The organism is Clostridium sp. TJA020, assembly GCF_058310295.1.
This window is the reverse complement of sequence record NZ_JBZEFC010000001.1, coordinates 218,080-231,139: the sequence shown is the minus strand read 5'-3', so window position 1 is coordinate 231,139 and position 13,060 is coordinate 218,080. Positions and strand designations below refer to the sequence as shown.

Here is a 13,060-nt window from a genome sequence, read left to right as displayed (position 1 = left end):
GGTATAATTTATACATTTTAATAAAATACTATTATTGTAGCAATTTACATGATAGGAGAGATATTATATGAAGAAAACTAAATTATTAATTATTATAGGATTATTAGCAACATCACTTTCATCATTTATTTCTTGTAGTCCTAAACAAACTGTTGAAGATACAAAAGAAAAAGTGGAACAAGGCTATGATGCAACTAAAGAGAAAGTAAAAGAAGGAGTAGATTCAGCAAAGGATCTTGCAGATAATATATTCAATGATGAAGAAATGAAATTTGATAAACAATCATTAAAAGACACTTTAAACTCAAAAGGTTTTGAACCAAAACAAGAAGAAGATAAAAATAGTAATTCTATGAAAAAAATATTCTCTGTTGATGGAAAAACATTAAAAATAAAAAATGGTGAAATATATGTTTATGAATATGATAAAAACCAAAAAGATAAGCTTAAAAATGATCTTAATTCAATTCAAAATAATGGAACTACAATAAGTGGAGAAGATATAAAGTGGAATAAATCACCACATTTTTATAGTAAAGGCAGAGTAGTTGTAGTATATGATGGAGATAATAAAGAAATTATTAATGTTTTAAATGAAATTATGGGAATGCCTGTAATAGGATAGTTTAAAATAAAATAAAAATGATATTCTATATTCATAGAATATCATTTTTATTTTAAACAACTAAATATTAGCTAAAGGATTAGATTTAACAGCATCTCTTAATGTATCATCATCTACATGAGTATATATTTGAGTAGTAGAAATATTTTCATGACCTAGTATATTTTGAAGAGCTCTTATATCTACATTTCCATATTTATACATCAGAGTAGCGGCTGTATGTCTTAATTTATGCGGAGTATACTTTTCATCTCTAAGACCAGCTCTTTTTGTATAATTTTTAACCATGATTTCTACAGTTCTTTTATTTATTGGGGTTCCCCTATTAGATAAAAATAAATATTTTTTATTTTCTTCTGAAGCTTTAGAAATATCTCTGTTTTTTATATAATTATCAATAGCTTTAATACAAGCATCGTTTAAATAAACTGTTCTTTCCTTATTACCTTTACCAATGATAGTTAATATATCCCCTGATATTTTTTCTAACTTTATATTACAAAGTTCTGATAATCTCATTCCACAATTTAAAAATAAAGTTATTATACAATAATCTCTATAATAATTTTTATTTTTCTTATCTATAGACTTTAATAATTGAATACTTTCATTTAAATTTAAATAAATAGGATGTCTTTTATTAATTTTAGGTGATTCTAATTCTAAAGTTGGATTTTCATCTATTATTTTTAATTTTGTTTGCAAAAACTTAAAAAAAGACTTTAAACTAGCAACTTTTCTAGCTCTAGCATATGAGCTATTATTTCGATATTTTTCTAAAAAACTCATAAATGCATATAATTCCGATAGCTTTATATTTTTTATAGAAATTTCATTAATATCATTTATTTTAATATCTTCAAATTCTATATTTTTATTTTCAATCTCATTTCTATATAATTTCAAGAATCTAAAAAACATAGTAAGATCTATTTTATATGCTTCAATAGTATTTTCTGATTTTCCCTTTATAGTTTCTAAATAATTTAAAAAGTCTATAACAATAGGCGGGAGTTCATTTGTTTTCCTAAGCTCAGTAAAATCGTAAATCATAATTACACCTACTTAAATATATTTTATAGTTCATTCTAACATAATTATATTTTATTTAAAAGTTAAATTTTAAATGAATATTTTATTTAAGATTCTTTTTAAATGAATATTTTATTTAAGATTCTTGAAATTATATAGAAATCTACTTAAATTATTTCGCTAAATAATCATTTAGCGAAATAATTTGATTTTTTAATTACATATTTAATTCATTTATAAAATAATAATTTATTTAAAATAAATTATTATAAATTTATATATAAATCCAATATTTTAAAACTATTATTTTTTTAATATATTATTTGTCTAAAACTTATATTTCAATTTATTAAATTAAATTATTTTTAAAATTTCATTTACATTACAAACCATAATCTGATTAATTTTGAAAATAATTTTTTTGTATAAATTCAAATTACAAAATTAATAAAATTTGTAATATTTTTCACGAAAAATTTATTAATAGTCAGTAAAAGTCAGTATAAAAAGATTATTAAATATTATTATAAAATAAAAATAATCTTTTTCAAAATTATTTATAATCTAAACATTATACTAAGTACATTATGTGATGATTTAGATATAAACATATCAAATTATTTACATATAATTTAGAGTTTTTTGAACTTGAAACTAGCATTTCTTCCCCATTCTTTTTCTTAAATCTTTATATATATACCATTTGTATTCTTTTATCTTACTTGTTATCCCACTTTTCTATATATACTCGAACTAACATATTTAATATTATCCTTTACTAATTTTATTCTTTACCATTTACTACTCCACTATGGCTACTATATACCCTATTTTAAATTTATTTGTATGGTATTCATTAATAGAATAATAAAAAATCCTATACTTTATAGCTATTTAAAAATCACATATATACCAGCGCCTATGGTTATAATTAAATTTTCCTTATTAATGAATTAAAATTATATATATAATTTTATTCTATTTACAAATTATTTTCCCTATACAACTCATCTTTTGCTTAGTTTTTTAGAATTTATATTTTAATATTCCTTATAATTGAATATGTGGAAACTTTTCTTAATATTCCATTTGAAAATAAGAAAGTAAAAGAAAATATCTTTTTTTGGATATTAAAGAAATCTTTATTTTTATATTTAAAGAGCGTCCAATTCTGTGGAAATCATCATTAATTTATTCTTCTTCATTGCAGTTCCAGTCCTAATTACAAAATACTTAGGATTTACAACTAATACCGCTAATCGTGTATATGGATATGCACAAGGTGTAATTGCTGCCGATGCAATATTAGGAGGTATAATAGCAGGAGTACTATCAAAGAAATTGAAACCAAAGTCAAGTATCTTCATATTAATTGGATTTGAATTATCTATTCTTTTAGTTGGAATTGCACTACAAGTTTTAATAGGAGCAATACAAATTTATATTATATTATTAATTGTTTGCGGTTTATTAATAGCATTATCAACAATATTTCAAATTAAACTAATGTCATATCTACAAATTTTAACTCCTAAAGATTTAATTGGGAAAGTAGTATCATGCTTTGTATGCGTTAATATGTGTACAACCCCTTTATGTCAGTTCATATATTGAATTATATTTGATAAAATTGGAAGTAAAATATATCTTCTATTTTATTTAGCATCATTTTTAATGTTATTAATTAGTATATTTACTCGTCATAATTTCTATAAATTTGATTGTTTAATAAAATCAAATGTAACTGAGAAATAAAACTATACACTTAAATATATAAATTCATATAATATTTTTAGAAATAATTATTTTTAATTAAATAGTTTTATCAATAAAATAAAGGAAAGTCATAAAAGACTTTCCTTTAAATATATAATTTTAAATGCCTATTTACTGATAAAAGTTTCAAAAATAACACTATAATACGTCTCTATATTTCTACAAATATATTTAACTTATTATTTTCTTATGTATATATAATCCTTTGTAAATAAATTATATTAATTTATCATTCTTTTTTCATTTAATAAAATTACAGTTAACTTATAACAATCACGTACTATTACATAGTACACACATAATATAAATTCACATCAATTATAGTTAACTTATAACATGTATTACCTTGTTTAGATATAGAAACTAATAACCTATTCACATCAATTATAGTTAAGTTATAACATGAGTTTGAGAGAAGTGACCAAATAAGGAAAAGATGATTCACATCAATTATAGTTAAGTTATAACCCCGTATCAAAACAAAGTAACCAAGCCATTTGCTCTCTATTGAAACTATATAATTTGCAGTAAACCTACAGTAATATTTTTTAATAAAATAAAAATATCCTGAAAAGCATGATTATAACTGCTTTAAGGGTAATTCATTTAAAATATAGACTTACTGCAAATTATATAGTTTATTTTTATATGATGCCAGACAGTAACACAACATCTGGATTAACCTTTAACCAGTAGATATTTATAGTTTTTGGTTTTAAGCCTAACTAATTTATATTCAAACATCTCTCCTTCTTCGGCATTTGAATATACCGTTAAATATTTTAATTATTTTACAAACTCCTTACTTCTTGCAATATTTATACTTGCATTCCAATCAGCATTTATTGCTTTTTTATTTAATCTACATTTTTCATTAGTACATTTAAATGTAGATTGATTTTTTCTATTTTCTTTATCTATATTACCACATTCACTACACATTTGCGAAGTATATGCTGATTTTACTTTTCTTACTTTAATACCAACTAATTTTGATTTATATTCAATTTGTTCTTGAAGTTGATAATATCCCCATTGTCCTAATATTCTATCTTCTAAACTATTTGATTTAATATCTTCTAAATTTATATACTCACACTTATTTTTTAAAGCAAAATCTATTATTCTTTTTGATAAATTATGATTGTATGTTTTAGCAAATTGCTTTTCTTTATCTTTTAAGAATTCCATACTATGAAGTTTTTTACGCCTTCCTCTTCCACCATTAGCTAAAGCTAATTGTCTTTGAATTCTTTTTCTTCTAGCTTTAAATTGATTTCTCACCTTTGAAAATTCCTCATAACTTCCAAATCCTTTTCTTATATATGGTGAATCTGAAATACTAACATATGCTGGTATAGCCATACCTAAGTCTACACCTAATGTTCTATCTTTAATAAATTCTGTTTTTGTTTCTGGAATATTTAAATTTAGATTTAATATTAATTCATTCTTTTTATTAAATTCTATAGAGCTATCAGAAACTTTATATTCACCTGTTATAACTTTTCTTAAAGTATGCTGTAATTCTAGAGAATTTTTATGATCTCCTAACTCACATCTAAATCTTATTTTATTAACCCAGTCTATATATACATCTAATTCATTTTCAGCATATAAAAACTTTATATTTCTATGCCTTGTAAGTAATGGATATGTTCTTTTATAGTTAGTTACAGACCTTTCTCCCTTAGCTAATCCATTTTTTAAAGCTGTAGAAAAATCCTTTTTTACCCTTTGTACAATTAAACTTTTACTATATATTCCAACCCCAAATGTAATATTGTCAAATATATAAAGACTATTAGTTAGATTTTTTTGATATTCTTTAAACCCTTCTGATTTAACATCCATATTATTAGCATAATATCCAGCCATTAAAAAATCCATAGCTCTATTAAATCCTAAATATTGTGCATATTGTGAATCTCTTATAAATTTATATTGTTTATTTATTAAGTCCTTTTTTTGTTCTTCTGTAAATCCTAAAAAATTCTTTTTAGATAATTCTTTATCATTATCTATTATTCTTAACTTTATCTTTTTTACTATATTCATAATTTTCTCCAAAGTTATTTTTAAATATATTATACAACATTTATTTCTATATTTTAGTAGATTAATAAATTATTTGAATAAATTTACAAATAGTTTATTTACTATTATGCTACTCTATTTTAACAGTAATAGTTTACAAATTAGGATAACATTAACTAGGCTTTATCTTGCCATAAAAGATTATATTTATATACATAATGATACGAATGTATGTTCTTGGTTTAATAATTTTCCCTTTATTTCATATCTTTATAGATATATTTATATTATTTTTTAATAATTAAATTTAAATAAATTTATTTTTTCTAGTTTTATAGGCAAGTGCTATTTTTCCGCTTTCAGAACATATGTTCTGCATATGTTTTAAATAAATATTTTACTATTAATAAATATATTGATTTTTAATACAAATTTATATATTTTAAATTAAAAATAAAAAACAAGTAAAATATATCTACTTGTTTTTTTATTCATTATTATTCTTCTTTTATCCAATTTATTAAATTGCTTTCAATATATTGAGATTTAGATCCCTTATTATCAAATACTCTTATTTGCTTATATTCTACTCCATTTAATTGGATATCTAAAATATCAATTCTTTCTGCTTCTATTCTTAAAAATTCACGTTGTCCTTTAATAGAAATTTTAACTTTCATATAATATATTTTTCTCCTTATTTTTTATTTCTATATTCCTCAATTTGAATGTTTAGGTTATATAAATATTCTTGTCTTTCATATTTTTCTAATAAAATCATTTCTAATTCTTCTTTCTCTTCTATTAATTCTTGAAGTTTAGAATAATTAGTTGAATTTTCCTCTATATCTTTTTGTATTTTTTCTAATTTATTTTCTAGATTTAATATTATATCATCTATTTCTTTAAATTCTTTTTGCTCTTTAAATGAAAATTTAGGAACTTTATTTAAACTCTTAGGTTTTTCTTTTTTTATTTTTTCATTTATATTATCTTTATTGTCTTTTTCATTACATTTATTTTGATTTTCTATATCTTTTTGTATTAAATAATCACTATAATTTCCATGATAAATCTTTAATTTACCATTGCTCTCATAAGATAATATCTTATTGCAGATTCTATCTAAAAAATATCTATCATGGGATACAACCATAACTATTCCTGAATAATTATCTAAAAAATCTTCTAAAATTTTTAAAGTTTCTATATCTAAATCATTTGTTGGTTCATCGAATATAAGAAAATTAGGTGATTCCATTAAAACTCTAAGAAGTTGTAATCTCCTCTTTTCTCCTCCTGATAGTTTTTCTATTTTAGAATATTGCATTGTTCCGTCAAATAAAAACATTTCACATAATGTAGATGCAGTAATAGTATTTCCATCAAATGTTGGTATATATTCTCCTCCCTCTCTTACAAAGTCAATTACTCTATCACTATCATTTAATTCACTACAATCTTGAGAAAAATATCCAACCTTTATTGTCTCTCCAAATTCGAATTTTCCTTGTTCTGGTTCTAATTTTCCTAATAATATATTAAGTAAGGTTGTTTTACCTGCTCCATTTTTTCCAACTATTCCTATTCTATCTTCTTTAAGTACTTTATATGAAAATTTATCAATTAACTTTCTATCTCCAAAGGATTTACTTAATCCATCAATTTCTAAAATCTTTTTGCCTATTCTTCTTCCAACATAATTTATTTCTATATCAGACTTTACTTCAATATATTCTTTATTTACAAGCTCCTCAAAACGTTGAAGTCTTGCTTTCTGCTTTGTTGTTCTCGCTTTTGCTCCTCTCTTAACCCATTTTAACTCATTTCTTATTAATGATTGACGTTTTGATTCTTGCTTTTTTTCAATCTCAATACGCTCTATTTTTTTTTCTAAATATTTTGTATAATTTCCTTCATATAAGTATATATTCCCTCTATCAAGTTCAACTATCTTATTTGCTACTCTATCTAAAAAATATCTATCATGAGTAATCATTACTAAAGCGATATTTTTAGCATTTAGATACTCTTCTAACCATTCAATTGAATCTGAATCTAAGTAGTTTGTAGGTTCATCTAAAATAAGTAACTCGCAAGGAGTTATAAGAGCTGATGCCAGAAATACTCTCTTTTTTTGTCCACCTGATAAATTACCCATTTTTTCTTGATAATTATTTATTCCAAGCTTATTTAATATTATTTTAGCTTCACTTTCTAATGCCCATAAATTTAAATTATCTATTTTTGATTGAATATCTATTAATTTATTATCAAGAGAACTTTCCCCATTTTCTATTTTATTTAATATATCTTCATATTCTATAAGCAATTTCATTTCCTTAGTATCACCTTTAAATACTTGTTCAATCACCGTAGATTCACTATCAAAATTAGTATCTTGAGATAAATACTCTATTCTTACATTTTTACCTTGAATTCTATTTCCATCAAAAAAGTCATCTCTTCCTGCTATTATTTTTAAAAATGTAGATTTACCAGCTCCATTTATACCTATTAAACCAATCTTATCCCCTTCATTTATTCCTAATGATACATTATTTAATAGTGTTTTTTCACTATAACTTTTACTTATGTTCTCTAATGTAACTAAATTCATTATTTTATTATCTCCTTTTATCTTTAAGTAATCTAATTTTATCAAATTTAAGACTATTATTAAAGTTTTAGTATATAATCAAATTAATAAGAGGTGATTTATATGAATTTAAAACTTAATGATAAAATTGCATTAGTTGCATGTTCAAATCAACTAAACATTTCTTCTAAGGATAAAATAAAAGAAATAATAAAAATCTTTAATTTCTTTAATATAGAAGTTTTAGTTTCAAAAAATATTTTTAAAACAAATATACAATATTCATCTGGTGAGGTACGTGGAAAAGAATTAAATAAGTTCTTTAAAGACGACTCTATAAAATATATATTTGATATTTCAGGTGGTGATTTATGTAATGAAATACTTCCTTATATAGATTTTAATTGTATAAAAAATTCAAAGGCTATATATTTTGGTTATAGTGATTTATCAGTTTTACTTAATTCAATATATAAAAAAACTAATAAAATTTCATATTATTATAACTTAAAGAATATAACTAACGAAAATGCTTTTAAAGATTTTTATAATACATTTATAGTAAATGATTCTAATTCCTTATTTAATATCTCCAATTATACCTTTATAGAAGGTAGTTCTTTAAATGGTATAGTTATAGGTGGTAATATACGCTGCACATTAAAATTAGCTGGTACAGAATATTTTCCTGATTTTAATAATTCAGTACTATTTCTTGAAAGCTATAGTGGTGATTTAACTAAAATACGTACATTTTTAGCTCAATATAAACTTATGAATGTATTTTCTAATATAAATGGTATTATACTTGGTCAATTTACAGAGTTATCTATGAAAAATCAATATAATGAACTAATAAATATTATGAAAAAAATTTGTAATGAAAATAATATTTCATTAGTTGTAACTGATAATATAGGACACAGTAATGATTCTAAAGGAATAGCTATAGGCAAATATTTAGACATAAAAAAATAGAGGAATTTTAACCCTCTATTTTTTTTACTACATTTATACCATTAGATTTCATTTTATTAATTGATATTATATTCATAATGTTTGCATTATGATTCTCAGAATCAAATGTTTCAATACAATTTACAGGAACATATATATTTTTATTTATATTATATTCATTAAAATATGTTTTAAGTGATATAACAAATGTTTCAACACAAATATCAGTACATACACCAACTACAATAAAATTTTTAATATTATTGTTATTTTTTAACCAATTCTTAAATTCATCTGTATGAAACCCATTTATAGAATTTTTCTTTATAAACACAGATTTATTATCATATTTACAAAAATCTTTTAATTCTTCTATTAACTCTTCTTGAATAGTTCCTACAATACAATGATTTGGATAAGAATTTAATTCTACAGAATCTTTTGTATGACTATCTAAGAAAAATATTTTATTACTATCTTTCATATTATTTAATAAATTTAATATAGGATCTACTATACTATTAGCTCTATTGCTTGAAAGAATACCTTCAGTACAAAAACCCTTTACCATATCAATTACTATTATAACAGTATCTTTAGCTATATCATTACTTATACTTGATAAATTAATCTCTTTTAAATTTTCATTTTCTCCTATTAATTTTTCTATAAAAACCCTCATACCTTATCCCCTTTACTTTATAAATTAATTTTTAACTTTTTAAATGCAACTTCTTTTTTTAGCTCTTTTGTAGTATTATCAATAGTAATTTTATATATAGTTTGACAATTTAAATTTCTCCACTTTTTCATATAATTAGGTGTTGCAATTATAGAGTAATAATAATTTTCTTCAATTTCGTCTGAAAATTCTAGATAACTTAAAATACTTCTTGTATCTAATACTATTTTTTCTTTATTTAAATTGTTGTAAATTGGCAAAAAGTACTTCATTGGTAATTTATAATTATATATTCCTGGAATCTTTTTACCTTCTAAAATACCTCTATATAAAATTCTATTTTTTTTAATAATATTTTCATCTAATCGGATTTTAAATTCTGGCTCTCCTAGTCTATTTTTTTCTAATCGTATTTTTATCATTTATTAATCCTCACACAACTACAAAAGCTAAATGAAACAATTCACTTAGCTTTTAAAATTTTCTATTTTATATTTTTAAAATACTTTAAAAGTATTTTTTTATCAATATCTGAAAATAAATAATTTTCAAATGTTCTCTCATTTATCCAACTTATTTCATTAACATTTTTACCAAGGTTAATATATTCTTTTATTTTACCAGAGTATAATTTTATTATATCATCACTATTAGTATCAATTTGAATTTCACCTAAGTTTTCTAAATCAAATACTAATGTATTTAAATCTTCTTTAACTGAATTAGAAATACATTTTTCATCTGTTTCTCTTCCTTTTTTTAATCTACCAATACATTTCCACGTTTTATCTGATTTTTTACCTTTTCTTTCTATTAATATATTATTAAAATCATCTTTTAAAATAATATAGCAACCAATAGTATTACTCATTATTAAATACCCTCCTATATTTAACTTTTGTATATAAAACTGTTTTCATTAATATAATTCTACAAAAATATATAATATCCTTCTTTTGCATATTAAATTTGGTATAATATCTTTAAGCTAAATATTAAAAAGGAGATTTTCTAATATGAATTTAACTGAAAATGAAATAATAATTATAATAAAAGAAATTATGCTTTCATTAAAAGAAGAGGAATTGCTTGGCCAAAATATAGAGGATGAGTATAACTTTCCAATAGGTATTTCTAAAAAACTAGATGCTATGCCATTAGAATCATATTATAAGCTTATAACTAATTGTGTAAATTTTTCAAAACTTATGTTAGATAAATATAGTTATGAATTAAATTCTCTTAATGTACTGCATGAAGAAATTCATAATAACTTAAATATTATACTTAAAGATTTATAAAAAGCTAAATGAATGCTATTTTAGCATTCATTTAGCTTAATTTTTATTATCAAATAAAGCAATTATTATTATAGATAATATCAATATAAGTGGAAATATCCCTAGCCAAAATACTAAACTCTTAAAATAATTAAATGAAAATCCACTAAATAAAAAAGGTGCAATTATAAATCCTATAAAAATAATTGTAAATATTATTATATATTTATAAACTATAATTTTAACTTTTTTCACAATAATCATTCCCTATAATTATAGCTTATAATATAATATAGTTTTTGTATAAGTTAAGTTACTAAAAAAATAACTTAATCTATTCTTATCTCAATAGGACAATGATCTGAACCTAAAATATCTGTATGTATTTTTGAATCTATCAATTTATCTTTTAAAGACTCTGAAATAATAAAATAATCTATTCTCCACCCAGCATTGTTTTTTCTTGCATTAAATCTATAAGACCACCATGTATATGCCCCTTCTGTTGATGGATTTAAATATCTAAATGTATCTATTAAGCCATTTTCTAGTAATAAACTGAATTTATTCCTTTCTTCATCTGTAAAACCAGCATTTTTTCTATTAGTTTTTGGATTTTTTAAATCTATTTCCATATGTGCTACATTAAAATCTCCACATATAATAACAGGTTTTGTTAATTCTAAAGTTTTTATATATTCTCTAAATATATTATCCCAATTCATTCTATAATCTAATCTAGCTAATTTATCTTGAGAATTAGGTGTATAAACTGTAATTACATAATAGTTTTCAAACTCAGCGGTAATTACTCTACCTTCCTTATCATGTTCTTCTATACCTACTCCATAAGATACACTTAAAGGCTTTTCCTTTGTAAATAAAGCAGTTCCTGAATAACCTTTTCTTTCTGCATAATTCCAATATTGATAATATCCTTCAAGTTCTATATCAATTTGACCTTTTTGCAACTTAGTTTCTTGAATACAAAATATATCAGCATCAACTTCTTTAAAGAAATCTAAAAATCCCTTTTTAACACAAGCTCTTATTCCATTTACATTCCAAGAAATAAATTTTTTCATAAAATTACCTCCACAAATTATAATACTATAATTATATCATTTAATTATAGTATTTTTAAATTCATAAAAAAATTAGTTTATTATTTAACTTTAACAGTAAAATAATTTTTAATTTGTTAATATTATAATAAAAAATATTTCTTTTTAAATAAAAAAGTTTGTCAAAAATAATTAGCTTAAAGCAAGTTATTTTTGACAAACTTATTAATTATAAAAAATCTAATATATTTAAAGTTATATTAATAAAGAAGAGATTTTTAATATTCTCTTCTCAACAAAAAATACTCTTTTTAATTAAATATTATTTCTTATAACATTTCTTAACTTATAAAAAATAGGAACTCCTATTATTGATACTACTACAAATTCACCTATTCCTACTTGAAGTATAGTTAAACCCTTAGGTAAATTTAATAAATAACTAAGCATTAAGCCTATTATTAATCCATTAAATATTGTTGGCCATAATGAAGCAATAAAAATATTAAACTTATCCTTAATTTTCAATCTACTAGTTAAATATATTGCTAGTACACTTAAAAATGTTGCAAATGTACCAAATATAATATCTAATAATCCATTAGGACCTAAAATATTTGCAATAAAGCAACCTAATGTTAATCCAATTATATAAAATGGATCGAAATATGCTAATAATACCATTATCTCCGAAATTCTAAATTGTATTGGCCCATAGCTTATAGGTGCTAAAACTAGAGTTAATACTGCATACATAGCTGCAATAATACCTGATAAAATTACTCTTTGTAGTGTTTTATTCATGAAATCTTCTCCTTTTTCAAGTCAGATTTCAGTTCAAATTCCAAATAAAAAAACAAAATTTGCCTTAGTTTTGTTTTTTGACAGGAGGCTTACGAACTGTCATCTTATTTATTTATAAAGCTATTATACAATTTACATTATTTAATTTCAACTTTAATATAAATATATAATATATTTAAAAACATATTATTTTAATTAACTTCT

General features: G+C 21.9%; 13 protein-coding genes. 4 read left to right on the top strand and 9 right to left on the bottom strand.

Annotated features, from left to right (window positions below):
* The first annotated feature begins 67 nt into the window (after positions 1–67).
* Entirely contained in the window at positions 68–625 is a 558-nt protein-coding gene (locus AC4FQ1_RS01165; RefSeq protein ID WP_491147104.1) for a hypothetical protein, read from the top strand.
* 60 nt (positions 626–685) lie between these two features.
* Here the strand turns inward: AC4FQ1_RS01165 and AC4FQ1_RS01160 are convergent, their stop codons facing one another.
* Complete coding sequence (locus AC4FQ1_RS01160) at positions 686–1,678, bottom strand: tyrosine recombinase XerC (protein WP_491168680.1); 993 nt, start codon at positions 1,676–1,678, stop codon at positions 686–688.
* A gap of 1,152 nt (positions 1,679–2,830) precedes the next feature.
* Here AC4FQ1_RS01160 and AC4FQ1_RS01155 point away from each other — a divergent pair.
* Complete coding sequence (locus tag AC4FQ1_RS01155; protein ID WP_491168679.1) at positions 2,831–3,271, top strand: MFS transporter; 441 nt, start codon at positions 2,831–2,833, stop codon at positions 3,269–3,271.
* Between the two features lie 948 nt (positions 3,272–4,219).
* Here AC4FQ1_RS01155 and AC4FQ1_RS01150 read toward each other — a convergent pair.
* The 3 genes from AC4FQ1_RS01150 to AC4FQ1_RS01140 all read right to left on the bottom strand — a co-directional run bounded on the left by AC4FQ1_RS01150 (position 4,220) and on the right by AC4FQ1_RS01140 (position 8,090).
* Positions 4,220–5,491: an RNA-guided endonuclease TnpB family protein gene (locus AC4FQ1_RS01150; protein ID WP_491168678.1), complete on the bottom strand. Its 1,272-nt coding sequence runs from the start codon at positions 5,489–5,491 to the stop codon at positions 4,220–4,222.
* Between the two features lie 476 nt (positions 5,492–5,967).
* Complete coding sequence (locus tag AC4FQ1_RS01145) at positions 5,968–6,150, bottom strand: hypothetical protein (protein WP_491168677.1); 183 nt, start codon at positions 6,148–6,150, stop codon at positions 5,968–5,970.
* 17 nt (positions 6,151–6,167) lie between these two features.
* Complete coding sequence (locus AC4FQ1_RS01140) at positions 6,168–8,090, bottom strand: ABC transporter ATP-binding protein (RefSeq protein WP_491168676.1); 1,923 nt, start codon at positions 8,088–8,090, stop codon at positions 6,168–6,170.
* A 102-nt stretch (positions 8,091–8,192) separates the two neighbouring features.
* Between AC4FQ1_RS01140 and AC4FQ1_RS01135 the strand changes: the two genes are divergently transcribed.
* Positions 8,193–9,047: an LD-carboxypeptidase gene (locus tag AC4FQ1_RS01135; protein ID WP_491168675.1), complete on the top strand. Its 855-nt coding sequence runs from the start codon at positions 8,193–8,195 to the stop codon at positions 9,045–9,047.
* A 7-nt stretch (positions 9,048–9,054) separates the two neighbouring features.
* Here AC4FQ1_RS01135 and AC4FQ1_RS01130 read toward each other — a convergent pair whose 3' ends face one another.
* From AC4FQ1_RS01130 to AC4FQ1_RS01120, 3 genes are all read right to left on the bottom strand, one after another.
* Positions 9,055–9,708, bottom strand: a complete 654-nt coding sequence (locus AC4FQ1_RS01130; RefSeq protein ID WP_491168674.1) for a cysteine hydrolase family protein — start codon at positions 9,706–9,708, stop codon at positions 9,055–9,057.
* A 17-nt stretch (positions 9,709–9,725) separates the two neighbouring features.
* The gene (locus AC4FQ1_RS01125; protein ID WP_491168673.1) at positions 9,726–10,130 is read right to left on the bottom strand and encodes a hypothetical protein; all 405 of its coding nucleotides are present in this window, start codon (positions 10,128–10,130) and stop codon (positions 9,726–9,728) included.
* A 62-nt stretch (positions 10,131–10,192) separates the two neighbouring features.
* Positions 10,193–10,579, bottom strand: coding sequence for an NUDIX domain-containing protein (locus tag AC4FQ1_RS01120; protein ID WP_491147121.1), 387 nt, complete (start codon positions 10,577–10,579; stop codon positions 10,193–10,195).
* Between the two features lie 145 nt (positions 10,580–10,724).
* Here AC4FQ1_RS01120 and AC4FQ1_RS01115 point away from each other — a divergent pair, with 145 nt between their 5' ends.
* Positions 10,725–11,009 carry a hypothetical protein gene (locus tag AC4FQ1_RS01115; RefSeq protein WP_303127180.1) on the top strand — a complete coding sequence of 95 codons (285 nt, stop codon included), beginning with the start codon at positions 10,725–10,727 and terminating at the stop codon, positions 11,007–11,009.
* Between the two features lie 308 nt (positions 11,010–11,317).
* Here AC4FQ1_RS01115 and AC4FQ1_RS01110 read toward each other — a convergent pair whose 3' ends face one another.
* Both AC4FQ1_RS01110 and AC4FQ1_RS01105 read right to left on the bottom strand, forming a co-directional pair.
* Positions 11,318–12,073: an exodeoxyribonuclease III gene (locus AC4FQ1_RS01110; protein ID WP_303127178.1), complete on the bottom strand. Its 756-nt coding sequence runs from the start codon at positions 12,071–12,073 to the stop codon at positions 11,318–11,320.
* 294 nt (positions 12,074–12,367) lie between these two features.
* On the bottom strand, positions 12,368–12,856 hold the full coding sequence (locus AC4FQ1_RS01105) for a QueT transporter family protein (RefSeq protein ID WP_303127176.1): 489 nt from the start codon (positions 12,854–12,856) through the stop codon (positions 12,368–12,370).
* Positions 12,857–13,060 lie beyond the last annotated feature (204 nt).